At 63.4% G+C, this 24,309-nt stretch carries 27 protein-coding genes; 14 read left to right on the top strand and 13 right to left on the bottom strand.

Annotated features, from left to right (window positions below; all coding sequences use genetic code 11):
* Positions 1-614: 614 nt before the first annotated feature.
* Positions 615-845, bottom strand: coding sequence for a hypothetical protein (locus HKK80_RS03350; RefSeq protein ID WP_411798197.1), 231 nt, complete (start codon positions 843-845; stop codon positions 615-617).
* A gap of 102 nt (positions 846-947) precedes the next feature.
* Positions 948-1,784 (bottom strand): bacteriorhodopsin, encoded by an 837-nt coding sequence (locus tag HKK80_RS03345; protein WP_411798196.1) that lies wholly within the window; start codon positions 1,782-1,784, stop codon positions 948-950.
* 163 nt (positions 1,785-1,947) lie between these two features.
* Here HKK80_RS03345 and HKK80_RS03340 point away from each other — a divergent pair, with 163 nt between their 5' ends.
* The 11 genes from HKK80_RS03340 (at position 1,948) to HKK80_RS03290 (ending at position 10,868) form a co-directional block, all read left to right on the top strand.
* Complete coding sequence (locus tag HKK80_RS03340) at positions 1,948-3,924, top strand: bacterio-opsin activator domain-containing protein (RefSeq protein WP_411798195.1); 1,977 nt, start codon at positions 1,948-1,950, stop codon at positions 3,922-3,924.
* Positions 3,925-3,997: 73 nt separating this feature from the next.
* On the top strand, positions 3,998-4,495 hold the full coding sequence (rimI, locus tag HKK80_RS03335; RefSeq protein ID WP_411798194.1) for a ribosomal protein S18-alanine N-acetyltransferase: 498 nt from the start codon (positions 3,998-4,000) through the stop codon (positions 4,493-4,495).
* 64 nt (positions 4,496-4,559) lie between these two features.
* Entirely contained in the window at positions 4,560-4,970 is a 411-nt protein-coding gene (locus tag HKK80_RS03330; RefSeq protein ID WP_411798193.1) for a DUF5810 domain-containing protein, read from the top strand.
* A gap of 22 nt (positions 4,971-4,992) precedes the next feature.
* A complete protein-coding gene (locus HKK80_RS03325) occupies positions 4,993-5,433 on the top strand; it encodes a DUF5809 family protein (RefSeq protein ID WP_411798192.1) in 441 nt (146 codons plus the stop codon).
* Positions 5,434-5,510: 77 nt separating this feature from the next.
* A complete protein-coding gene (locus HKK80_RS03320; RefSeq protein ID WP_411798191.1) occupies positions 5,511-6,740 on the top strand; it encodes a translation initiation factor IF-2 subunit gamma in 1,230 nt (409 codons plus the stop codon).
* A 1-nt stretch (position 6,741) separates the two neighbouring features.
* Entirely contained in the window at positions 6,742-7,125 is a 384-nt protein-coding gene (locus HKK80_RS03315; protein ID WP_411798190.1) for a DUF188 domain-containing protein, read from the top strand.
* A 1-nt stretch (position 7,126) separates the two neighbouring features.
* Positions 7,127-7,705, top strand: a complete 579-nt coding sequence (locus HKK80_RS03310) for a DNA-directed RNA polymerase (RefSeq protein ID WP_411798189.1) — start codon at positions 7,127-7,129, stop codon at positions 7,703-7,705.
* Complete coding sequence (spt4, locus tag HKK80_RS03305; protein ID WP_411798188.1) at positions 7,706-7,903, top strand: transcription elongation factor subunit Spt4; 198 nt, start codon at positions 7,706-7,708, stop codon at positions 7,901-7,903. It abuts the gene before it with no gap.
* A 1-nt stretch (position 7,904) separates the two neighbouring features.
* Entirely contained in the window at positions 7,905-8,480 is a 576-nt protein-coding gene (locus HKK80_RS03300; protein ID WP_411798187.1) for a GTP-dependent dephospho-CoA kinase family protein, read from the top strand.
* A gap of 282 nt (positions 8,481-8,762) precedes the next feature.
* Positions 8,763-9,674, top strand: coding sequence for a coiled-coil protein (locus HKK80_RS03295; RefSeq protein ID WP_411798186.1), 912 nt, complete (start codon positions 8,763-8,765; stop codon positions 9,672-9,674).
* A gap of 105 nt (positions 9,675-9,779) precedes the next feature.
* Positions 9,780-10,868 (top strand): DUF373 family protein, encoded by a 1,089-nt coding sequence (locus HKK80_RS03290; RefSeq protein ID WP_411798185.1) that lies wholly within the window; start codon positions 9,780-9,782, stop codon positions 10,866-10,868.
* Positions 10,869-10,924: 56 nt separating this feature from the next.
* On the opposite strand, the gene HKK80_RS03285 is transcribed toward HKK80_RS03290, so the two are convergent.
* From HKK80_RS03285 to HKK80_RS03270, 4 genes are all read right to left on the bottom strand, one after another.
* Positions 10,925-11,119: a hypothetical protein gene (locus HKK80_RS03285; RefSeq protein ID WP_411798184.1), complete on the bottom strand. Its 195-nt coding sequence runs from the start codon at positions 11,117-11,119 to the stop codon at positions 10,925-10,927.
* 48 nt (positions 11,120-11,167) lie between these two features.
* On the bottom strand, positions 11,168-11,926 hold the full coding sequence (locus tag HKK80_RS03280) for a hypothetical protein (protein WP_411798183.1): 759 nt from the start codon (positions 11,924-11,926) through the stop codon (positions 11,168-11,170).
* Positions 11,927-11,969: 43 nt separating this feature from the next.
* The gene (locus tag HKK80_RS03275; protein ID WP_411798182.1) at positions 11,970-12,809 is read right to left on the bottom strand and encodes an aldo/keto reductase; all 840 of its coding nucleotides are present in this window, start codon (positions 12,807-12,809) and stop codon (positions 11,970-11,972) included.
* A gap of 71 nt (positions 12,810-12,880) precedes the next feature.
* A complete protein-coding gene (locus tag HKK80_RS03270; RefSeq protein WP_411798181.1) occupies positions 12,881-14,254 on the bottom strand; it encodes a geranylgeranyl reductase family protein in 1,374 nt (457 codons plus the stop codon).
* A 190-nt stretch (positions 14,255-14,444) separates the two neighbouring features.
* On the opposite strand from HKK80_RS03270, the gene HKK80_RS03265 reads away from it, so the two are divergent.
* Entirely contained in the window at positions 14,445-15,341 is an 897-nt protein-coding gene (locus HKK80_RS03265; protein WP_411798180.1) for a DUF6517 family protein, read from the top strand.
* Here the strand turns inward: HKK80_RS03265 and HKK80_RS03260 are convergent, their stop codons facing one another.
* From HKK80_RS03260 to HKK80_RS03250, 3 genes are all read right to left on the bottom strand, one after another.
* Positions 15,342-15,647 (bottom strand): hypothetical protein, encoded by a 306-nt coding sequence (locus HKK80_RS03260; RefSeq protein WP_411798179.1) that lies wholly within the window; start codon positions 15,645-15,647, stop codon positions 15,342-15,344.
* 28 nt (positions 15,648-15,675) lie between these two features.
* Positions 15,676-15,954: a winged helix-turn-helix domain-containing protein gene (locus tag HKK80_RS03255; RefSeq protein ID WP_411798178.1), complete on the bottom strand. Its 279-nt coding sequence runs from the start codon at positions 15,952-15,954 to the stop codon at positions 15,676-15,678.
* A gap of 93 nt (positions 15,955-16,047) precedes the next feature.
* Positions 16,048-16,836 carry a DUF4397 domain-containing protein gene (locus HKK80_RS03250; protein WP_411798177.1) on the bottom strand — a complete coding sequence of 263 codons (789 nt, stop codon included), beginning with the start codon at positions 16,834-16,836 and terminating at the stop codon, positions 16,048-16,050.
* Positions 16,837-17,350: 514 nt separating this feature from the next.
* Between HKK80_RS03250 and HKK80_RS03245 the strand changes: the two genes are divergently transcribed.
* Positions 17,351-17,740 (top strand): hypothetical protein, encoded by a 390-nt coding sequence (locus tag HKK80_RS03245; protein WP_411798176.1) that lies wholly within the window; start codon positions 17,351-17,353, stop codon positions 17,738-17,740.
* A 30-nt stretch (positions 17,741-17,770) separates the two neighbouring features.
* Here the strand turns inward: HKK80_RS03245 and HKK80_RS03240 are convergent, their stop codons facing one another.
* On the bottom strand, positions 17,771-18,634 hold the full coding sequence (locus tag HKK80_RS03240) for a 2-oxoacid:ferredoxin oxidoreductase subunit beta (protein ID WP_120101017.1): 864 nt from the start codon (positions 18,632-18,634) through the stop codon (positions 17,771-17,773).
* Positions 18,631-20,394, bottom strand: a complete 1,764-nt coding sequence (locus tag HKK80_RS03235; RefSeq protein ID WP_411798175.1) for a 2-oxoacid:acceptor oxidoreductase subunit alpha — start codon at positions 20,392-20,394, stop codon at positions 18,631-18,633. Before HKK80_RS03235 ends, HKK80_RS03240 begins: the two co-directional genes overlap by 4 nt.
* 291 nt (positions 20,395-20,685) lie before the next feature.
* Between HKK80_RS03235 and HKK80_RS03230 the strand changes: the two genes are divergently transcribed.
* A complete protein-coding gene (locus tag HKK80_RS03230) occupies positions 20,686-21,327 on the top strand; it encodes an FAD-dependent oxidoreductase (protein WP_411798174.1) in 642 nt (213 codons plus the stop codon).
* Here the strand turns inward: HKK80_RS03230 and HKK80_RS03225 are convergent.
* Positions 21,324-23,210 (bottom strand): ATP-binding protein, encoded by a 1,887-nt coding sequence (locus tag HKK80_RS03225; protein WP_411798173.1) that lies wholly within the window; start codon positions 23,208-23,210, stop codon positions 21,324-21,326. The genes HKK80_RS03230 and HKK80_RS03225 overlap by 4 nt on opposite strands.
* A complete protein-coding gene (locus HKK80_RS03220; RefSeq protein ID WP_411798172.1) occupies positions 23,203-24,300 on the bottom strand; it encodes an FIST signal transduction protein in 1,098 nt (365 codons plus the stop codon). Before HKK80_RS03220 ends, HKK80_RS03225 begins: the two co-directional genes overlap by 8 nt.
* Positions 24,301-24,309: the final 9 nt, after the last annotated feature.

Raw genomic sequence — 24,309 nt, 5'->3', positions numbered from 1 at the left:
AAATAACGCACCGAATCAGCTTCGCAAGGGGGTGGTGTGAGAAATTCCTTGACTTTCAAAAGTTATCTTAATCATTATATCAAGGCGACTACCCCCCCAACTGAACAGGTGTGGAAGTTCCCCCACTTCCCTTCCTTCGCAGTTTTCTACAGACACCAGCTATGGGTCTGTCTCCGGTTCCGTGGCCGTCGCAACTCCCACGACATAGCACCCAGTCAGCCACCGCTTTGCTGCGCAACAAATTATCGACTTTGATATTCTCGTCGATAGGTATTTGTATTCCTCCACCCAACGAATGAGTGTCGCCAGTTACCTAACGGCGACATTGACCCCCCTAGAACCCCGCTACCCCCACTGAACATGGTGGTAGCACTGCAATCTTATTGCAACCCCCCCTTTCGGTACACCGCTCGTGAGCGACCGCGTTTCGTGGCTCTCGCTCGCCGAGACAACTCTCAGTACTGAGTAGCATAGCTGTCGACGCTCCCGCTTCAGGCGGGTGTCGAAGCTACTGTTGGGGTGACAGCGGCGAAGCTACTGTCAGGGTGACAGCGGTCGTGAGGCAACCCCCGGTCGCGCGCCGAAGGCCAGTAGTGAGGCGAACGCCCACCTGTTCACTCGGTTAGTGGCAGCAACACACCGAACACAAACGGCGACAGCAACCCGATCAGGATCCCAAGCAGTTCAAGATCGAACAGCAGTGCGCGCTCCCAGTCAGGCACCGAGAGCCCGGACGCCGCCAGCCCCAACTCACCGAGGCCACCGATCGCAAACAGTGCGACCCCAAGCAGGAAGCCGCGTTTTGTGAGAACTGAGTAGTCCAGTTCACCGTATCGTCCAGCCATATCCGACTCTGGTGGCTGGAGCGATAAAATACGTTTCGTTGCCATGTTGTCAGCGTCAAACAATCCGCAGCCAGCGGGTCGGGTGGGAGGCGACGGTTGTCGTCAGTCGGCGCTCGCTGTCGCCGCACCGAGCGAGCCGGAGCCGACCGTACTGATCACGTTCTGGTTTGCAACAACCCACCGCAGCAGGAGGAACGCAAAGACGTACTTTGCGCCGACATCGAGCAGGCTGTAGGCCCACGAGGTCTGTGTCGTCGTCAACACGGCCAGGCCTTCGGAGCCGAGCGCCCAGAAGATCGGGTAGCCGAGCCACAGAACGACGGTCAGCGTTTTGAGCGTCCCGAAGATCTCGGCGGTGCCGGCCTCGCGTGCGTCGGCGGGCCACTCAACGAGCAGCACGTAGAGGACGGCCACGAAGAACGCACAGCTGAGCAGATACCAGAACCACCGCAGCAGCAGCGAGGAGGTGGTCAACGCGGCGGCCAGCCCGGTGATACACATCCCGATATCCATCACGACCGCGGTGAACAGCTTCGTGAGGTTCGTTCCTGCCAGCAACCCGAGGGCGATGAGGATCATCGGCGTCGACAGCGCCCACGTGAGATACCGGCCCCACATGATGAGCACCTCCTCGGAGCCGCCGCCGGGATACGGGACACTGATGACGCTTACGGTCAACCCCGAGACAAGGCCGGTGTAGCTGGAGATCGATACCAGCGGCACCATCATCGTCGCCACAAAGATCAGTTGCGCGCGCGAGTCGGCGACGTTGCGCCCCATATACACAAAGAGGAGAATCGCAACCCCGGCCAGCGCGATATTGATCCAAAACGAGGCCGACAGCGACGCGTTTCCGGCGATCTGTGTGAACAACTCGGCTTGGGTGAGATCAGCTGTCAATGCCACTGCCGGTGTCGAGGCTGCTGTTGGTATTGCCATAATCCGTCTGCACTATGACACGGTGTCTACTAAAATCAATTGGGCTATCGCCAATCATTTTATCACAATCGTTAGTTTTCGGCCCCGATTGTGCCGCGGTGATCGGATCGCTGGTGTCAGCATCTAGCGTAGCTATTTAGCCGTTCGACGCTAACCAACTGCCATGTCCGCACTGCGTGTGCTGGCGGTCTACAGCTCCGACGACCGAGACCGGCTAACCGACGCGCTTGCGGCCGCCGGCTGTGAGGTGCAGACCGTCGAGACTGCCACGACCGCCCTTGGGATGATCGGGACGGCATCCTTCGACTGTCTCATCAGCGAGTACGCCCTCCCGGGTGACGACGGGCTGGCCCTCCGGTCGGCTGTCCGCCAACTTGCCCCGGAGCTCCCGTTCATTCTGCTGACCGAGGTCGACGAAGGTGAGCTGCCGCTGTCGTTCGACACCGACGTTGACCGGTATGTCCACAAAAACGGTGCTGACACGCCCGAGCGACTGCTTGAGGCGTTGCCGGCGTCGACCGCTGGTGACGGTCAGCCACCACCACAGGATATCTCCGGCCACGAACCCGCGCCGACAGAGCTCCAGCGGGCGGTCGAGGCCGCCCCGATCGGCGTCAGCCTGACCGATCCCGACCTTGGGGATAACCCGCTTGTCTACGTCAACGAGACGTGGGAGGAGTTCACCGGCTACGACACCGAGGAGATGCTCGGCCGCAACCCACGTCTCCTGCAGGGGTTGGGCACCGATTCGGCGACAAAAGCGCGGCTCGCGGAGGCGATCGCCAACGAGGAGCCGACGACCGTTGAGCTGCGGAACTACCGCAAGGATGGCACGCCGTTTTGGAACGAGCTGACGATCGCTCCGATCTTCGACGAGAACGACGAGCTCGCCCACTACGTCGGCTTTCAGATCGATGTGACCGACCGCCGGGAGGCCATGGAGCTCGCCGAGGAGCGCGCCGAGAAACTCAGCCAGCACCGCCAAACGCTCCGCCGGCTCCTCGATCGGATCGATGGATTGCTCAGCGATGTCTCTGCCGTGCTCATCGACGCCACCGACCGCGAGGTGATCGAACACCAGGTCTGTGAGGCGGTCGCCGACGAGCCGGGGTACACCGCCGGCTGGATCGGCCGTGCTGACGGCGAGACGTTTACGATCGCCGCCAGCAGCGGCTGCTCTCCGCCGTCGTCGGTGCCACGCGCGGAGCTGGCTCCCCCGATCCGCGAAGCGATTGACGCCGACGAGCCACGACGGTGTTCGACCTGTGTCGACGGCGACCTGACGCCGGCGATGGCTGACGCCGAACGGCTGTTGGTCGTCCCGCTGTGTTACGGTGATCGCCGGTATGGGTTCCTCGGCGTCTATGCGACCGACGGCGACATGCTCGACGACCGCGAACAGACGATCATCGCCTCGCTCGCCAGAATGATCGCCAACGGGATTCACGCCGTCGAAACAACGCAGGTGCTGACGACCGACCAGGTCACCGAACTCCAGATCGATATCCGCGACCCCACCGTCTCGCTGTCACAGATCGCCGATACCCTCGGGACGCCGGTCGAACGCGTCGGGACAACACGGGCCGACGACGGGTGCCACGAATGGTATCTCGCCGCCGAATCCTGTACGGTGCCGACCGCCGAGCTGGAATCGCTGGCGTTTGTGACCGATGCCCGCACCGTTTCGGCGACCGATACCGATCGGACGATCGCGGTGACCGTCGAGACGACCGCGCCGGCCGCGCTGTTGGCCGACCATGGGGCGGTCGTGACCGGTATCACGGCGACGGCCGACGGGGCCGTCCTAACCGTTGAGACGCCACCGGATCGAAACGTGCGGTCGTTGCTGGAGCTGCTTGGCGAGCACTACGAGTGTGTGGATCTCCGGGCGCGTACCCAGCGTGATCGCCACACCCGCCAGCTCAACGAGTTTACCGCCGAGATCGACGAGCGACTCACCGACCGCCAACAGGAGGCCTTGGAGGCCGCCGCGCTCAACGGCTACTTCGAGTGGCCGCGGCCGGTCGACGGCTCGGAGATCGCCGACACGATGGATATCACCCGCCAGACGTTCCACCAACATCTCCGGGCTGCCCAGCGCAAGCTCGTCGACGCCTACGTTGACGCCGACGACGGGTAACGAACGTGTTGACTGTATCACCCCCGCAAGCCAGCGTCTTTTTACTATCCGGCCCGTAGCGGTATCTGTAGTCGTGGCGACATCGATCCTCACGGGTGACGACAGCCCGCTGATACGGGAGGCCACCCGCGCCGACCTGCTGTCGATCTACCGGATCGAAACGCAGGTCTTTGACCAGCCGTGGCCCTACCCTGTCTTCGAGGGGTTTCTCGACGAACCAAACTTTCTGGTCGCCGTAACAAACGGCTCGGTTGCGGGCTACGTCGTCGGCGACGTGACGCCGACCTACGGCCGTGATATCGGCCACATCAAGGATCTCGCCGTCCACCCGACAGCGCAGGGCAACGGGATCGGCCGTCGCCTCCTTCAGCGGGCGGTGCTGGGACTCACGGTCGAGGGTGTCGGCCGGATCAAACTTGAGGTTCGCAAACACAACACTCCCGCCCGAGAGCTGTACCGATCTGAGGGGTTCGAGCCGGTGACGTGTCTGTCGGGGTATTACGACGACGGCGAGGATGCGATCGTGTTGGCGAAACAGCCGGAGCGAACGAGCATCTTTGAGGGCTCGTAGCGCGACCGCCTCGCTGCACGGCCACGAGCAGTGCTGTTTTGCCGGTGTCGATGCTACACCACCCATGAGCTATCTGTGTCCGGTCTGTGCGGCCCCGTTCGGTGGCGGCGAGCCACTGGCCGATCACCTCGCTGTCACCGCGATCCTCCACGGCGGCGACCACGAGGCATGGTTGGACGACACTGTCACCGACTGGGACGGACTCTCGCGTGACACGCTTGGCGATCGCGTCGTCGACCACGCCGAAACGACCGACGACCACGAGCACGTTGGCGACCACAGCCATAGCGGCCCGAGCGAGCACAGCCATAGTGACCCTGAACCCGCGAGTGGCCTGCCAAACGGGATCGACAGCGAGGCGTCGGCACGCAACGCCGCCGACAGCACCCTTGATGCCGACGCCCAGGCGATCATCGAGGAGGCCCGCGAGCTCACCCGGGAGATGCAGGGCGACGACGAACAACAAGAGTCCTAACGCGGCAGTGACTTCCCCCGGTATGGAGACCGATGGCGTCTACGCCCCCGAGACGATCGACGCGGCCGAGGAAGCCTACGAATCGCTGGGCTCGACCGCCCAGATCGTCGTCAAGGAGACGGCGAAGGCGATGGAATTTGCGCCCGAGGAGTACGACGACCGTGTCACGAGCGACGTGATCGAAACCGCCCGCGACGCGCTGTTTGCCTCCCTGTTGGAGGTTCACCACGGCGACCGCGCGGCCTTCGAGTCGTGGTGTGACGATCACCCCGACTATAGTGTTGAAATGCTCGGCAGCGACGATGTTCCGTCAGTCGTCTGGCACCCAGTCCTGTTCGCCGAGACGGTCGTGGCGGCAACCTATCAGAACGAACCCGAGGCGGCCGCAGCGACGGTTCGGCGACGAGCGTTTGGCGAGCAGTACCGACCGGCCTTCGAGGCGACGGACGACGAGATGGAGTGACGGGACGCACCCAGAACAGCACCTTTATCAGTCGTTCAGGGCGAACTTTCGGTAGAACTACTCTGAGGAGGTCAATAGTGACACAAGAGACTACACAACCGGAGGTGAACATCGGACTCGTCGGCCACGTCGACCACGGGAAGACGACGCTCGTCGAAGCACTGAGCGGCTCGTGGACCGACCAGCACTCCGAGGAGATGAAACGCGGCATCTCGATTCGACTCGGCTATGCGGACACGACGTTCCGGCAGTGCCCGGGCGTCGAGGAACCTGACTGCTACACTGTCGATGAAGAGTGCCCCGACGGCGAGGCGAGCGAACCCCTGCGCACCGTCTCCTTTGTCGACGCGCCTGGTCACGAGACGCTGATGGCGACGATGCTCGCCGGCGCGTCGCTGATGGACGGCGCGGTGCTCGTCGTCTCGGCGACCGAGGATGTCCCACAGGCCCAGACTGAGGAACACCTGATGGCCCTCGACATAATCGGCATTGACAACATCGTCATCGCCCAGAACAAGCTCGATCTCGTTGACCGCGAGCGCGCGATGGAGAACTACGAGCAGATCCAGGAGTTCGTCGAGGGGACGGTCGCCGAGGACGCCCCGATCATCCCGATCAGTGCTCAACAGGAGACGAATCTCGACGTGCTGATCGGCGCGATCGAGGAGACGATCCCGACGCCGGATCGCAGCGACGACGACAACGCCGAGATGTTCGTCGCCCGGAGCTTCGATATCAACCGCCCGGGAACGACGTGGGACGGCCTCACCGGCGGCGTCGTCGGTGGCAGCCTCGTCAGTGGCGAGCTCTCGGTCGACGACGAGATCGAACTCCGCCCCGGCCGTGAGGTTGAGGAGGGCGGGCAAACCGAGTGGCAGCCGTTGACGACGACGATCCGATCGCTGCAGGCCGGCAACGGTTCCCCCGACTCTGTGGGGCCAGGCGGCCTCATCGGCGTCGGCACCGGTCTCGATCCGAGCCTCACGAAAGGTGACTCACTCGGCGGCCAGGTCGCCGGCGAGCCCGGCACGCTGCCGCCGACGCGGAACGGCTTCGAGATGGAGGTTGAGCTGCTGGATCGGGTCGTCGGCGAGAACGACGAGGTCGAGGCGATCTCGACGGGCGAGCCGCTGATGTTGACCGTCGGCACCGCGACCACGGTTGGTGCGGTGACCAGCGCCCGCGACGGCGAGTGTGAGGTCAACCTGAAACGACCGGTTTGTGCCCGTGACGGCGCGACCATCGCCATCAACCGCCGTGTCGGCGCGCGGTGGCGGCTGATCGGCATCGGCACGCTGCGGGCGTAGCATGGTTGTCGTCGGGCTGGATACCAACGCACTCATGATGCCGGTCGAATGTGATATCCGTGTGTTCGACGAACTCGACCGGCTGTTCGGCCCCGCCGCCGAGTTGGTTGTCCCGTCGGTAGTCCTCGACGAGCTTGATTCGCTCGCTGGCGGCCACAGCGAGGCCGCGACCGCCGCCAGCGTGGGAAAAGATCTTGCCGGTCGGTGTCGTGTCGTCGAAACGAACGTCTCATATGCTGACGACGCAATCGTTGAGCTAGCCACCGACGGCGAGCTCGATTACGTCGTCACGAACGACGCCCCACTGCGTGATCGCCTCCGATCCCATGGCGTTCACGTTGTCAGCAGACAGGGCGAAACCACCCTCGGGATACGATCACCATAATATGTACAAACGGGTACGACTCAAAGATACGGTCGAAGTGCCGCCGGAACAGCTGGCGGATGTGTCGCCACAGCGGGTCAAACGCCTGCTGCAGGACAAACTAGAGGGACGCATGGACGAGGATGTCGGCAGCGTCGTCAGCGTCATCGATGTTCACGAGATCGGCGAGGGCACCGTGTTGCCGAACCGCCCCGGCGTCTACTACGAGGCGGAGTTCGACGCCATCACGTTCGATCCCTCGATGCAGGAGGTCACCGACGGCACCGTCGTCGAGGTCGTCGAGTTCGGCGCGTTCGTCGGGATCGGCCCCGTCGACGGCCTGCTCCACGTCTCGCAGATCTCCGATGAGTATCTCGCTCACGACGCAGAGAACCAGCAGCTCGCCTCGACGGAATCCAGCGACACTCTCGGTGTCGACGACTCGGTACGCACGCGGATCGTCACGAAGAGTATCGACGAGCGCAACCCGCGGGACTCGAAGATCGGCCTGACGGCCAAACAGCCCGGCTTGGGCAAACACGAGTGGCTGGAGCAGGCCCGCAAACGGCGCGAGCAGGACGCACCGGCGGAGGGTGCCTAAATGGCGGCCGACCGGCTGGCCTGTCGGGAGTGTCACTTTGTCAACGAGGCCGACAGCCAAACCTGTGAGAACTGCGGGTCTTCCAGTCTCACGGAGGACTGGGCCGGCTACGTCATCGTTACCCACCCCGAGGAAAGCGAGATCGCCACCGAAATGAACGTCAGCAACCCCGGCAGCTACGCACTGAAGGTTCGGTAGTGTGCTTGAACTCCCCGAGACGCTCCGCGGCGAGCTGAAAGAGCCACTCGGCGAGATTTACACTGCTCCCGATGCGTTGTTGACTGCGGTCGACGACCACGCCGAGGCGACAGCTGCGTCCGATTCGTCGATAGCTGAGACGCGACTGCTGACCGTCGGCGACGTGGTGACCGCCACGCTCGCCGACGCGGGTCGTCAGCCGGATATCGCCGTTATCGACGGCCGCACCGAGCGCGAGCCCATCGATCCAGCCGTCGAAGCGACGCTGTCTGCGCTTGCGGGTCGCCGACTGTCGGTCACAAACCCGCCGGCGACGATCTCGGAGTCGTTGTTGACGACGCTCCGTGAGGCGGCGACAACCACGGAGCTTCCGCTCACGATCAGCGTCGACGGCGAGGAGGATCTGGCCGCGTTGCCGGCGATCCTCGCGTTACCCGCCGGTACCAGCGTTGTCTACGGTCAACCCGACGAGGGGATGGTACATGTTCCGGTTCGGCCGGCGGTTCGCACGACAGCCCGGGAGCTGCTTGCCGAGTTCGACGGCGACACCGACACCGCGCTCTCGATGCTGGACTAACGTTTGCTGGGGATCACACAGCCGCCATGGAGCTTGCTTTTTATACTCGCCCGGCTCATGTGAACGACCCACATACGCCGAATTCGGGCGGTATGGTAGCTCTTTGCAGGGTCTCCCCCACCGAAGTATTTATATCCCGGCCGGCAGAATGTAGAGGTACCAGAACGCCTCCGGCGCTGGTGGCATCGCACGACGAATGATCGGGAATTCTTATCCACGGTCGATCGCACAGTGGCTGGCCACTGCCATGGCCGGAGCAACAATGGTACCGAGGTTCAAATCATGAGTGTAGTAACTGAATACGACATCGACGAGCTTGACGAGGCGGACAACGTCGAGCTCACCGACGAACGACTCGAAAACGGCTCGAAAGGCAAACTGATCAAACTCGCTGGACAGCTCCGCGACCGGCGCAATGAGCTCAACCAGATGGCATCCGAGCGCGCCGACAAGCGCGACGAGCTCAACGCCAAGACACGCGAAAAGGTCGACGAGGCCCAGGAACACCGCGAAAAGCGCGACGAGCTCAACGAGGAAGTCCAGGAGCACAAGGACAAGCGAAACGAGCTCAACGCCAAGGCCAACGAACTGTTCGACGAGGTCGAGGAGATGAAGGAGGATCTCGAGCTCGACGAGGGCAAATCAATCGAGGAGCTCGAATCCGAGATCGAGGATCTGGAGTTCCAACAGCAGACCGAGGTGCTGTCCTCGGAGGACGAACAGGAGCTCATCGAGAAGATCGAGGCCAAACGCGAGGAGCTCGCCGAAAAGAAGGACAAAGTCGACAACAGCGGTGAACTCGACGAGCTCGTCGAGGAAGCCGAGGAAGTCCGCTCCGAGGCCTCCCAACACCACCAGAAGGTCACGGAACTCGCCGACAAGGCCCAAGAGCACCACAACCAGATGATCGAGGCCTACCGGGAGGCCGACGAGGTGCGCGATGAGGCCGACGAGATGCACGAGCTGTTCGTCGAGGCCCAGGAAGCGGCCGACCGCCACCACGAGGACTTCGTCCGCGTCCAGAAGCGGCTCCGCGAGCTGGACAAAGAGGAAGAAGAAGAGCGCAAAGACGAGCGTCAGGAGAAGATGGAAGAGGAGAAGCAGGAAGCCGAGGACATCTACCAGAAGTTCAAGGAAGGCGAAACCCTCGAAACCGAGGATCTGATGAAGCTCCAGAAGACGGGGCTGCTCTAAGTCGGCTGGTAGGCGGATTTGCTTTTGTTTGTGTCACCTCGATAGCCGCGCGGGAGCCGCGGGCGACCGACTGGCTTTTTACTCGCGCGTCTGCTTGGGTCGGCTGTGACGACGCTGGTCTGTTGTCTCGATCGGGACAGCACCGTGACGACAGCGACGGGGTTGACCCCGCCGGTTGTCGGCTGGGAGGCGGTGCGGTCGCTGGTGACCGATGTCGGGTTGGATGACCCCGAGGCAACGACCGTCAACTGTCTGCTGGAAGCTCTCCGAGTGACCCGCGATCTCAACGATTCCGGCACCGACGCGATCGTGGCGGTGGTGTCGCCCGGCCCGGCGGGATCGACCGCCCCCGACCGCGCGGTGGCCGACCAGATCGACGAACTCGCCGCCGACTACGATCTGACGGCGACGGTTGTCGTGACGGGCGCGACCGACGACGAGCGACTCCTGCCGGTGATCGAAAGCCGGCTGCAGGTCGATGGCGTCGACCGTGTTGTCGTCCGACAGGCTCGGGATATCGAGTCGACGTACTATCTGCTCAAACAGTTTCTTGCCGACGAGGAGTTGCGAACGACCGTGTTGGTACCGCTCGGGATTAGCCTGTTGTTGGTGCCAGCACTCTTGTTGTGGTTTTCACCCGCGGTCGCGCTTGCTGGGTTGGCGGCGCTTCTCGGTGGCGCGGTGTTGTACAAAGGACTGGGGATCGACGAATACGTTGGTCGGCTGCCCGAGGTGAGCCGGGAACTGCTGTACTCCGGGCAGATGTCGGTGGTGACCTACGTGACCGCCGCCGGGTTGACGATCGTCGGTCTCTTTTCCGGCGGGCTCGCGGTGACACCGCTGTCTGTGACGCCGGCCCCGTTGTCGGCGGCTGTCTTCCTCCACAGCAGCAGCCCGTGGCTAACGTTTGCCGGTGTCACCGCGGCTACGGGCCGGCTGCTCGATCGGCTGATCGCCGACGCCGCGTTGCCGACGGCGATGCTCAGCCTGCCGGCTGCCGTGTTGGCTATCGGGATCATCACCCGCGGCTTCACCGGCTATCTGTTGACGATCGGCATTCGTATCGGCCCACTTAATCTTGCGCCGATCCACCGGCTAGCCGTCTTTGTTGCTGTGGGGGTGCTTGTCAGCCTCCTGGGCGTCAGGGCGGCGGCCGCGCTTGAGGCGCAGACAGGCGAGTCGACGACGGAGTAGTGGCTCGCTGACGGAGTAGTGAGTCGATGACGAAGTAGTGAGTCGCTGAGGAGTGGTTAGTTATTCGCGCGGTACGCGCCGTGTTTGACGCCGATGGCGAGCGTGATGAGCCCGAAGATCGCCATCGAGGGCAGTACCATCATCATGATTGTCGAGGGAGCCATCGGGATCGGCGCGGCGATCAGCCCGCCGACGCCAAGTGCGACGATAGCAATGAACAGTCCAGCGGTCGTTCCGGTCGTAAACTCCATACCTTGGGTAGGGGATCCGGCGGCGTAAACGTAGCGGGATCGACCGTGTTACTCGTCTTTCGGGCGGATGATGTTGGCAAACGCCACCAGTCCACCAAGGAACCACCCCAGCGGCACCGACAGCGAGAGCCACATCAGCACGTAGCCAACCCCTTCGAGGGTAAACCGATCGCGGATGATGTCGTTGAGCCCGCCGACAAACAGGATCTCATCGAGGATCGTGATCGCCAGCTCCTCGCTCCACGGGAAGATGGTCTGTTGCAGCGTCTCGACGAACAGCGCGGCGACGACCGGCGGGAGGAACAGCGCGGTCATCGCGGCTGGATACGCCAACAGGACGCTCGTCGCTCGGCCGCCGATCCGGCTGAACAGCACTGCCAATCCAGCCGAGATTGTCGCGACAACGCTGGCGGCGACGACCGCAAGGAATCCCTCGGCGGCGAGACTAAACTGCCCGGCATCACCGAACTGAAAACTTGCGACCGCCGAGAGGACGCCCCAGACAACGATCGAGAGCAACACCGCGCCGATAATCCCAAGCCGGGTGGCCGCGCTATCGAGTTTGGCCGCGTAAAACCGGGTTCCGTAGCCGATCAGCAACAGCGGGTAGCCGATCAACACCAGCGGCAGGCCAAGCGCCGCCCATAGATAGTAGCCGGCCGTCTGGACGCCGGTCTCCGGCTTCCATTTTCCGAGGACGTGTCCGGGATCGAGCTGCCGCGGAAAGACGACCTCCATCCACGTTTCGTGGAGCCGCGTGAGGTCGATGCGGATCGCGCCGATCAACCCGGGTGACCGCTGTGCCATTGCTACCTACTGACCCGCGGGAGTATGTGAAGGTTGTGTTCTGTCAGTTGTTCCAGGGACCGAAGTCGGGATCGACCCGCCGGTCGGTGGTTTCGATGCTGTCGATCGTTTCGATCTCCGCGTCGGACAGCGACACCGACAGCGACGCCCAGTTGTCGCGGATGTGTTCCCCGCTCGTTGCCTTTGGGATCGCCGTGATCCCGTGGTGGCGCAGCCACGCGAGGCTGATCTGGGCTGGGCTCACGCCGTGGTCGTCGGCGATCGATTCGATCTCAGCGACATCGAAAACCTCGCCGCGAGCCAGCGGCGAGTAGGCGACGAGTTCAACGTCGTGGTCGGCACAGACCTCACGGAGCTCCTCCTGTTGGAGCAGCGGATGGATCTCGACCTGGTTGGCGAAGATCGGCGCGTCCGAGAGCTCGATCGCCTCGGCGAGCTGTTCGGGCTCGAAGTTGCTGACGCCGATCCGGTCGATCTTGCCTTGATCGTAGAGTTCGTTGAACGCGGCGAGGGTGTCCTCGGCGTCGTAGGTTCGGGACGGCCAGTGGACGTACAGCAGGTCGACACTGTCGACACCGAGACGATCGAGGCTCGCTTCCGCGGTTTCCAGCACGTCGTCGTACGCGAGGTTGTCGATCCAGATCTTGGTGGCGAGGAACACGTCCTCGCGGTCGACGGCGGCCTGCTCGATCCCGTTGCCGACGGCGTCCTCGTTGCCGTAGGCCTGGGCGGTGTCGATATGTCGGTAGCCGGTTTCGAGTGCGGTCGCAACCGACTCGGCGCAGGCCTCGGGGTCGCTGTTTTTCCACGTGCCGAGTCCCAGCATGGGCATCTCGTTGGTGGTCGGACAGTCGCCGCTAACGGGGAGTTCGTTTTGTGCCATCACCGGAGTATTGTCTCGTTGCCGAAAAGGCGTTGTGGTCAGCCGCTATTCGTGTCAGTTAGCTTGCTGGCTCAGTATTTCGGGTCGGCACCGGTGATCTCATAGAGTTCATCCATGATGCCATCTCGCACCGACTGCCAGGCCGGGAACCCCTTGGGACTTGCCGGATACCGAGCGTAATGCTCGGAGAGCTCTGATGCCTTCGAGCGAACCTTGGCGAGCTCCATGAGCTCACCCCAGTGACCGAAGGTATCGACCAGCGTCCGGAGCTTCAGCGACAGCGGCATCGACGCGGTGCCGGTGCCGGCTAAGGCGTCGGCGAGGTGTTGGCCCGGCACCGACGACACCATCTCGGTGATCTCTTGGACGCTGCTTGTCGTCCCCCAGATGTTGTAACAGTCGATGGCCGCGAAGTGTTTGCCGAAGCCGGTCATCACCTTGCGGTTGTACTCCCAGAGGTTGGCCTCGCTCACGTCGCCGTCGGCGATCGCCCCGATCGCCTGTTTGGTCGCCCAGTAGGCCGATTTCGCCGCCCCGGGGATGCCGCCGCCGGTTGTCGGGTTGACGTGGCCGGCGGCGTCGCCGACCGCCATGTAGCCGTCGGCGACCGCCGAATCGTACGGCCGGCGGGTCGGCAGTGCCGCCCCAAGCTTATCGCGGACGGTCGGCTCGACCAGATCCGGGCGATCCTCGACGGCCCGCTTGAGCTCCGGCACCATCTGCATCTCCGGTTGATCCATCTGGAAGCCCAGCCCGGCGTTGATCTCCGTCGCCGTGCGGGGGAAATACCAGAGATAGCCGAGCTCTTTGGTCGGTTTGAAGACGATGGCATCGTGCCATTCGACCGGTTCATCGACGTCGATGATCTCCCGATAGGCTGAACAGAACTGTGAGTACCGAACGTTGGTGTCGAAGTAGCTCCCGTCGAAGTCGGTTTTTTCTTGGAGAATTGACAGCGCGCCAGCGGCATCGATGACGACCTCGGCATCGTAGCTGACAGGCTCGCCCTTGCGGGTGCCGACGACACCGGTGACGGTTCCGTCGTCAGTCTGTTGTACGTCTTGGACGACCGTGTCGTAGTGGATCTCGCTGCCGACGCGGGCGGCTTCCTCTAAGAGGACCTCGCCGTAGCGTTTTCGATCGAGTACCGCGCCAGGTTCGCCGAATTCGATCTCGATATCCTCGCCGTCGGCGGGATTTTCGAAGACCGCTCGGCTGATCTCTCGGTTGGTAAACGACTCGTCTTTGAGGTAGTCGAGATCGATTACATCGGGGAACGTGCTTTTCCCCTTGATCGCGTCGCCGCAGGCGATGTGGCCGGCGTCGGCCTCGGATTTCCGCTCTACGATCACGACATCGAGCCCCTCGGTGGCGGCCGTCGCCGCGGCGAAGGCCCCGGCGGTACCGCCACCGACGACCACGATATCGTAGGCGTCGGAGGACATACACCTGCTATCAGGGTGCCGAGTAAAAAAGTGCGTCATCCGCGCCGGCCACTCGGGACCGAAACCAGTTACCCGCCGGCACCAACCTCGCTGCGAGCCTCGACCGGTGAACACAACCGCGTTCCTTTCGGCCACCAACTATCAGTATTCTTTCATCGGAGTTTTAATACTAACCGTGTATCCTCAACACATGTATTCACGACGACAGGCGATCGCCGCCACCGGGCTTGGCATCGCCGCGCTCAGCGGCTGTACGGATCTCACCGAGTTTGCGACCGGGAGCGGGCCACTCACAGAAACAGCACAGCCGGCAGCGATCGCCGAACAGACACTCAGCGAGACAGGGTACTCGCTCGCCACCCGGGATACCCTCGAAATCAACGAGGAGGTCGAGGTCGGTGGGGAAACACGCCGGATTGAGATCACAAATCAGATCGCCACCTACGAGCGACCGGTCGACCTCGCGGCGGCGGCGCTCGGTGATTCGACATCGTCCGGTTCGGTTGACGCTGATGACACTGATGACGGGGATCTCCCGGATGATGTCGATCCCGAAGATATCCCGGACGACGTCGACGAGGAGGATCTTCCGGACGATGTCGATCCCGACAGCCTCCCGAACGCTATCGGGGGGGAACAATCGGTGACGGCGGCTCATTCGATAGCCAACACCGAGGGGACACCACCCCAGCAGCTTGTGGGCACTGACTCGGCGAACAGCGTCTTTGTTGTCGTGACCACGCCTGGGTTTGAGTTTCTGGGGCAGTCATTGAACCCGCTTGGCCAGCTCGACAACAAGGCCTTAGCCACCGAGTTGGCCGGCCAGGTGGGACAGCTCTCTGTCGGCAGCGAGCAGTCAACGACGACACGAGATGTGCTCGGCTCCGAGACAACCGTTTCGACGTTTGCTGGAACCCTCAGTCAGAGCGGTGCTGAGATCGATGTCGGGATCGTCGTCACCGCGGTAACCAACGAGGGTGATTACGTGATCGGATTTGGCGCGTACCCACAGCTGCTTGCGGAAACGGAGTCAGCCAACGTCTCAGCGCTGCTGGATGGGCTTGAACATCCGGTGTCGGCGGAGTAATCAGTCCCATGTCACCCACAGCAGGAACGCCAAGGCGACCGACTGGAAGACGTGGATGACGATGTTGGCCTGCCAGGCCAGCGGCGGCATGTCGGTCGCAAACCACGAGGCGAGCACTGGGTGAAACAGGTAGAAGTACAGCGACAGCAGGTTCTGGGCGAGCAACACGATCCCGAAGATCGCCAGGCCGAGCCCGTGTTTCGAGGCGAACGCCCGATAGTTGCGCAGCCAGATCCCTGTCAGGACGAGCAGCATCCCCGCGTTCAACGCGACGCTCACCCGGGCGATGTCGACTAATCCGATCATCGGTACGGTCTCCTGTGGTGTGTCGTCATCATACTGATAGCTCCTCGGCGATCTCCTCGATCAGCTCCCAGTTGTGCTGGGCCGTCTCGGTCGGTGAGTACACTGCCCCGTAGTCGTCGCCGGTTTTCGTGATGATCCCGTGTTCCAACAGCACGTCCAGATGATGGCGAACCGTCGAGTAGTCGAGATCCAGCGTCTCGGCGAGTTGGTTGGCGTTCCGTGGCCGGTCGTCGATCGCCCGGAGGATACGGATCCGGTTTGGCCCCCCGCGGGTGCCGGTCAACACGTACCACAGAACAGCCTCCATACCTCCCGTGTTGGCTGCAACCGGCCTAAAGATGTTGTTCTTTCGACAGCAGTGTCACCTACGCGGCCAACAGGGTGTCTCGACGCCCGGTCGCTACTCGGCGTCAACGACGACTTCGAGATCGAAGGGCGCGTCAGCGGGAGCCTCGTCGGGCGCGAGGTAGCCGACCGCAAAGCCGGTGTAGACGACGCCGGCCTCCGGCGTGAGATCGAACTCGGCGACGACATCGCCGTCGTTGTTTTCGGTCGCCGGGCGAACCTCGAGGGTGTATTCGCCGCCGGCGACGGTCGTCGACCCCGCCGCGCCGAACGTCACATCCTCAAACAGCGGGTCGCCGCCGACGGTTACGTCGACGTTCGGAGCGTCCGGTGCGGCGTGGACGAGCCGAACCCGGGCGTCCTCGCCGGGATCGGAGACGTCGTCCTCGTAGACCTCGACGCCGAAGGCCTCGTTCTCCTCGGCGAGTTCGCCGAGGGCAGCGATGGTGAACTCCCCGGCGGGAACCTCGAGTTCCTGATCGTAGACGACGGTGTCCATGTCGCCGGCGGCGGTGATCATTACCTGGTAGGTACCCGACTGAACCTCGAGGTAGTCGCTGACCGTCTGGTAGGGCACGTCTTCGAGGATCGCGTCGCCGTCGACGTAGACATCGACGTTCGGTGCATCCGGCGAGAGGTGGGCGACCCGGATGCTCGCGTCGGGTTCGCTCTCCTCATCGCTGTTGGATTCCTCCTCGCTCATCTCCTCATCGCTTCCGTCGCCGGATTCCTCGCCGTCGTCGCCACCGCCGCCACCGCCGCCTCCGGCGCAGCCAGCGAGGGTGCCGATCAGTGCGAGACCACCAGCGGATTTCAGTACCGTTCGTCGGTTGTGTGCTGACATCGTCGGGTCGACCAACGACTGGCTTCAACATGAATCATTTCCGATATTTCTCCGGGGTCACACCGGGGTGGGGCCGGAGTCTTTCCCAAATTCGACCGGAATCGTTGCTGGCACAGGGGTACTGTTCAGATTAGTGCGATTGGATTGCGAATACCTCGAAAGCCCCCGGCGTCTCGCCTCCCGGGACTCGCTGTGCTCCTCGTCGTTCGCGTTGCTCACTCCTGCGGTGCTTGCGTCGTCCGGGTTCGACGAGACGCCGGCCCCTTTCAATCCTACCCGGGTCGGTGGGTCAGGCAGCTGCAGCCGGGCGGGACTGAAAGGGGCGACTCGCTGGCGGAAGGCGGGCGACGCAAGTACTGCAGGAGTGAACGAAGTGAGCGACGAAGCACGCAGCGAGCCCCCCGACGCCAGCGAGTCGGGGCTTTCGAGAGGGTTTCAGTTTCGCCGACTTATCTGAACATGACCGGCACAGGACGGAGAAAGCACTTAGCTGTCGATTGTGAAGCGGTGTGGTATGAGGCGACGGTCGGTTCTCCTCTCGGTTGCTGTCGTGGTTCCGCTCTCGGGCTGTTCGCGTGCCGAGAGCGGCAATATCCAGATCGCAAACCAGACCGACCAAACGGTGTGGAAGACGATCACTGTTCGGCGCGAGGGCGGACTCCTTTCGGATGCAGCAACGGTGTATGACCGCCGGACGAAAACGCCGCCGACGGCGGGCTATCGGTCGACGCTTACCGATGTCGCACCGCCGGGCAGATACGAGGTCACGGTCAAATTCGAGGCGACAGACACAGCACAGGAAAGCGGCACTCAGACGACGCAGTGGTCGCCAACGGGCGAGCCGAGTGAGTCCCTGATTGTCACTCTAACTCCGGATTTCAGCATCGAATTTCACACCCAGTGAGCGGGCGGTCAGTAGAACTCCCGCACCAGATCAGTAGAACTCTCTGACGAGATCCGTCGCGTCCTCGGGCGCACCATCCGGAATCTCGGCCATATTTTCGGTGAGACCGTGTTCCGCGCCGTAGGCGTTGGCCTGTTCGTTCTGGTAGAGCACGCCCTGATACTCGTTTTCGGCGTCGAGGATCACATCTTGGGCGGCCTCCAGATCGGTCGGATCGTGGTCAGTTTCGCCGACATCGACCAACTCGTCGCGGAAGTAGTCGTAGGTGTCGACGTCGTTGAACGTCACACACGGGCTGAAGACGTTGACAAAGCCGAAGCCGTCGTGTTCGATCGCCTCCTGGACGATCTCGGTGTGTCGCATCGCATCCGAGGAGAAGGATTGGGCGATGAACGTCGCGCCCGCCGACAGCGCGAGCGCGAGCGGGTTGACCGGCGGCTGTTTCGGGCCCTCCGGCGTGGTGGAGGTTTCGAAGTCCTCACGCGAGGTCGGCGAGGCCTGGCCCTTCGTCAGCCCGTAGATCCGGTTGTCCATGACGACGTAGGTCATATCGACGTTCCGGCGAACGGCGTGGATGAAGTGGCCAACGCCGATCGAGTAGCCGTCGCCATCGCCGCCGGCGGCCATCACTTCGAGGTCGGGGTTGGCCATCTTGACGCCGGCCGCCAGCGGCAGCGCGCGGCCGTGGACGCCGTGGAGCGCGTAGCTGTGCATGTACGTCCCGATCTTGCCGGAACAGCCGATGCCGGCGACGACGAAGGTGTTGTCGGGGTCGTTGCCGGTGTTGGCGAGTGCTTTCATCATCCCGTTCATCGTCCCGAAGTCACCGCAGCCGGGACACCAGGTCGGTTGTTTGTCGGATTTGAAGTCGGTGAAACGTACGTCTGAGCTCATTGTGGTACCTCCGGGGCGTCGGCGAGTGCCCCACTGATCCGCTCGGCGAGTTCGTCCGCCGTAAAGCGGACGCCGTTGTACTTGTTGATGCGGTCGACGCGGGCGAGGGCGTCGCGTTCGAGCAGGTCGGCAAACTGGCCGTTGTTGTTGCATTCGACGACGAACACATCCTCGGCGTCGTTGATGGCGTCGCTGAGATCCGGCCGCGGGAAGATGTACGGCACCGAGATGAACCGCACGTCGATCCCGTCGTCGGCGAGCATGTCGATGGCCTCGACCATCGCACCCTCGTTGGAGCCCCACGAGACGATCAGTGTATTGGCGTCGGCGTCGCCGAACTCTCGGGGCTCCCAATCCTCGCGCTCTTTGGCCGTCTCGACCTTCCGGTCGCGCTTGTCGACCTGTTTGATCCGCATGTCGGTGTCCTCAGTGCGCCGACCCAACTCGTCGTGTTCGAGGCCGGTCGTCATATGTGCCCCGTCGGCGGTTCCGGGGATCGCCCGCGGGCTGATCCCATCATCGGTGAGCGCGTGGGGCTGGAACTGGCCCTTTTCGTTCTGCCATTCGGCGAGGCCGTCCTCGTCGACGAGCTTTCCGCGGTCGATCTCGACCGCGTCCATATCGAAGGCGTCGGGCTCGAACGTCTGCTCGGTCACTGCCAAGGAGAGGTCGGCGGTGAGATACACCGGCAACTGGTATTTCTCGGCGAGGTTGAACGCCTCGACCGTCTTCCAGAAGCATTCGTCGATCGTTGTCGGCGCGAGCACGAAGCGGGGGATCTCGCCGTGACCACCGTACAGCATCGCGTTGAGATCGCCCTGCTCCTGTTTGGTCGGCATCCCCGTCGAGGGCCCCGACCGCATCACATTACAGATAACGAGTGGCGTTTCGGTCGTCGCCACAAGTCCAAAGGTTTCGGCCATGAGGTCGATGCCGGGCCCGGAGGTCGCGGTCATCGATCGCGCGCCAGCGCGGGCCGCCCCCAGCGCCATGTTGATCGCCGAGAGCTCGTCTTCGGCCTGCACGACGTGGCCGCCGTACTGCTCGATCCGCCCCTTGAGATACTCCATCACGTCGGTCGCGGGCGTGATCGGATAGCCGGCGTAGTAGCGACAGCCGGCGGCGATCGCACCCATCCCGATGGCCTCGTCGCCGTTCAGGAGGACGTAGTCGTTGTCGGTCGTCTCGAGATCATACTCGAACTCGTGGTCGTGGTTCTCCTCGACGTAGGACTGGCCCTTCCGGGCGGCCTCCTTGTTGTTGTCGACGAGCTTCTGGCCTTTCGCGCCGAACCGCTTTTCGAGGGCGCTGTCGAGGTTTTCGATCGGGAACCCGGTGACCGCACAGGCCGCCCCCAGCGCGACAACGTTGCGCATGATCGCGCCGCCGGCCTCCTCGGCCAGTCGCTTGAGGGGGACATCGAGGCCGATGACGCCGTCGGGGATCGGCGCGTCCTGCATGGTGGTGCGCTCGCCGTCGTAGATGATCACCGAGCCGTCGTGGAGCTCATCGCGGTTCTCCTCGATGGTTCGCGGTGTGAGTGCGATCAGCACGTCGAGGCGGTTGACGACACTCTGCACCCGGTCGACCGACGTGCGGATCTTATACGCCGTGTATCCGCCGCGGATACGTGAGGCGAAATCCTTCGAGGTGAACACGTGGCGGCCGGCCCGCGAGAGCGCCTGCGCGAAGATCTTCCCCGTAGAGTCGATGCCGTCGCCGGCCTCCCCGCCGACAGCCCAGTTGAAATCCGCAGCCATTGGTAGTGTCCGCCCTACTTCACCGCAAATCAAAAGACTTCTGAAACACCACCCGCTGAACCGGCAGTATCCCGGGGTTCTGTTCGGATATCTACAAACGAAGATGATGTTTTTAACCGTTTGTGGTTGCACGCGTCGGCGATCGTGGTGTCCCTGCGCGCGACGATGTGGTGTCCCTGCGCGCGACGATGTGGTGTCCCTGCGTGTGATCGTTGTCACCACGCGATCGCCACCGACACGCGGTCGCCGCTCGGAGCAAAGAGCCTTTGGCGTCGCTCCCAAAGGAAGCGTATGGATGCGACGGTGACGGTCACAGATGTGACCGCAGTCGGCCCCGAGACGGTCGCCATCGAGTTCGAACGCCCCGACGGGTTCAGCGCCCAGCCGGGACAGTTCGTCAAGCTGCTGGCGACCGTCGACGGCGAGGAGGACGCCCGATTTTACACGCTCTCCTCGCCCGACGTGGTCGACACCTTTGAGATCACCGTCGAGATCGATCCCGCCGAGAGCGGCCCGTTCAGCGAGCAGCTCGCCGCCCTCTCGGCCGGCGACACCATCGAGATGAGCGGCCCGTTCGGATCGGACTACTACGAGGGTGAAGACCGTGTTGTCGTGTTGGCTGGCGGCCCCGGCATCGGCCCGGCCGTCGGCATCGGTGAGCGCGCCGTCGCCGACGGCAACGCGGCACACCTCGTCTACCGCGCTGAAACACCGGTTCACGAAACGCGGCTTGAACGGCTTTCGGAGGACGGTGCGACGGTCACGATCACGACCGACGAGGAGTTTGCCGCCGCCGTCGACGAGGTGATCACGGCCGACGAAACCGAACAGGTGTTTGTCTACGGCTTCGACGAGTTTGTGACCACGGCGACCGACGCGATCGACGCTGCCGGCGGCGACGCAGCTGCCGCCAAGGTCGAAAACTTCGGTTAGTCGCCGCTGTTAATTGCCATCCCCGTTCCGCCGTCCCGGGGATGGGTGTCGGTGCCGACCCGCGGGAGCCGCAGTGTGATCCGGGTGCCGGGGTCGGCGTCGTCGATGCGGATATCCCCGCCGAGCAGCGACATCGCCCAGTAGACCAGCCACAGGCCAAGCCCCGTCCCGTGTTGCAGCGGCGTCTCCTCGCCGGTTTCGATCGCCTGCCGCTCGTGTTCGGGGATCCCCGGGCCGTTGTCCGTGATGACGACCTCGACAGCCTGCTCGCCGTCGCGTGTGACCGTCTCGGTGGTTAGCTTCACCTCCGGTGTCGACCGGTCGTTGTGGACGACCGCGTTGCTGACCAGCTCCGAGAGCGCCATCTTCAGCCGCACGTCGGCGTTGACGTACAGCGACTCCTCGGGGGCGTCGACGACGACCCGCGCCTCTGGGTGGCGATCCTCGAACTCTCTGGCGACCCGCATGAGCAACGCCTGCACGTCGCAGGCGGTCGTTGTCGACCGCCCCTGATCGAACAGCGACCGGACGGTGACGGCCTTCTCGCTGAGCTCTTCGAGGTTCGATACCCGGCGTTCGATCCCCTCGACGTGGCGTTTGAGCTCGTCGTTGTCCTCGTCGAGCTCGTTTTCGAGCATCGTCGCGTTGCCGTCGATCACGTTCAGCGCGTTTCGGAGGTTGTGGCGCAACACCCGGTTGAGCACGTCAAGCTGTTGGTCGCGTTCCTTCCGGGTTGTGATATCCTGGAGTGCCAGCTCGAAGACCGGGCCGTCGTCGGTTTCGGTGACGATGCCGGAGACCTCCCCCCAGATCTGCGTGCCGTCGACGGTCTCGAACTGGAGTTCGACGTTGTCGACGGTGCCCTCCTCCAGCAGGCGGTCGCTGAACGCCTTTCGATCCGCGGCGTCGGCGTAGATGTCGCTGACCGGTCGGTTCTCGAAGTAGTTCTTTGAGTCGGCTCCAAGAATCTCCACCAGTCCCTGATTGACGAGTTTGAACTCGCCGTCGGCTCCCGGCGTTGTTCGATACACACCGATCGGGAGGTTCTCGACGAGTCGCTCATACCGCTGGAGCGTCTCCTCTCTGTGTTTTTGCTCGCTGATATCGACGTACAGATGGATGTATTCGGCGGCCTGCTCGCCGTCAACGGGGACGCCGTGGAACAGGAACGTCCCGGTACCGCCGACGGTCTCACAGGCCGTTTCGGTGGTGATCCGGCGGTTGCTCTCGTCGGTGTTGATCGGGCGGTTGTGGCCTGATGCTCCCGTGTCGGCATCGGCAAGGTCGGCGGCGACCGTCGTCTTCGGTGGTTCCTCGATGTCGCCGAACGTTCGGTCGAACTCGCTGTTGCTGGCGATGATCCGTTCGGTACCGTTGTCGACGACGGTGTTGGCGATCGGCTCGGGGATGGCGTTGAAGACCGCCTCAAACCGGTTGCGCTGCTCCCGGAGCTGGCGCTCGACGAGCTTGTTGCGACAGGCCTCCGCAAGCTTCTCGTTGAGCGGTGTCAACGCCGACCGCGTCGCGGTGTCGACCGCCCCACCCTGTTTGCCGATGACAAGCACGCCGAACTCCGGCAGCGAAAACAGATAGTAGTGGGTGCCGGCGGTTGGCTCCGCGTGCAGTGGAAGCTCATCGGTCGAGACCTCCGCAAGCCGGTCGATCGCGGTCGACAGCAGGTCGTTGCTTGTCGGATCCGCGGGGATCGTCGCTGTCGGCTCATAGCCGTCGGCTGTCGCCCGGAAGATGCCGCCAACCGAGCAGTTGAGCTTCCGGAGATAGCCCGCCAACGCGGCGTCGGCGGTATCGGTGAGCGTCTCCTTGCCGCCGATCGAGAGGGCGATCTCATAGAGGGCTTGCACCCGCTGGTGGCGCTCAGGCATCGTCGCTCACCGCCGCGACAACCGCTGTTTTGTTGTAGTAGTCGAGATGCCCCGTCCCGTCGTTGGCGATCTCGCCGATTGTGAGCGCGCCGACCATCGGCAGCGCGTCGGTGTCGATCGCACTGATCTCCCGGTCGAAGCTGTCTTGCAGATACAGCTGTCGGGAGATACAGTCGAAGACACAGAGCGTCCCCGCATCTTCGGCGACCGTCTCATCGTCGAGTGCGGTGTCGGCCGCCTGCTCGGCGGCACCGATCAGCGTATCGGGCTCCCCGGAGAGAACGGTCACAAACTCACCCTCCGGCACGGGGCCGAAACAGCTGATCGCCGCGCCGTCGAGGTCGAAGGGGTCGCGGACGATCGGCTCGCCGTCCAGCCGGCTGATGCCGAACGGGTGGGCGGTGGCGGTCTCGAAAAACGAGTCCCGTTGCACCGTCGTCTCGGTGTTGGTTTCGATCGCGTCGTGGTATACGTCGAAGGCCGGCTCACCGTCAAGCTCGCGGATCGTGCCGCCGTCGGCGTCGGTGACACGGAAGGGGCCGGCGAGCTCCTCCCAACCGTGTCGAACCCCGATCCCCATCGCCTGATCGACGACCGCCATCACCGCCGCATCCTCGATGACGCCGTCGGCGGTGAACAGCGAGGGCCCGTCGTCGTCAAGCCGGCCGGCACCGCCGCCGACAACGCTGAGCCCGACGCTGTAGGTGCGGAACAGCGCGTCGATCAGCGATTCCACCCCATCGGGGTCGGCGTAGGCGTCGACAAAGACGAACGCCGCCTCGGAGCCGTTGGCCGGCAGCGAGGCGTCGGGATCGCTCAGCTCGGAGACAACCGTGATCGTTGGCTCGCTCGGCAGGCCGATCGCCAAGAGGCCGGCGTCGTGTCGCTCGCCGTCGGCGATCACCTGTGGAAAGACCCCGCCACAGACCGGCACCGACACCGACTGCAGCGTTGTTTCAAACCCCTCGTTTGTCACATCGACAGACGGTGTCGCCAACAGCACCAGCCCCGCAACATCCTCACGTGATCCGAGCGTGGTAAGCTCGGATCGAAGCGCCTCACCTGTCGCCGAGCTGTAGACCCACTTCATTAATTATTG

Origin of the sequence: Halonotius sp. F2-221B (assembly GCF_046719765.1) — an archaeon.
Lineage (GTDB): Archaea > Halobacteriota > Halobacteria > Halobacteriales > Haloferacaceae > Halonotius.
Note: the sequence above shows the minus strand (reverse complement) of the source record. Positions and strands in the feature narration are given on the sequence as shown.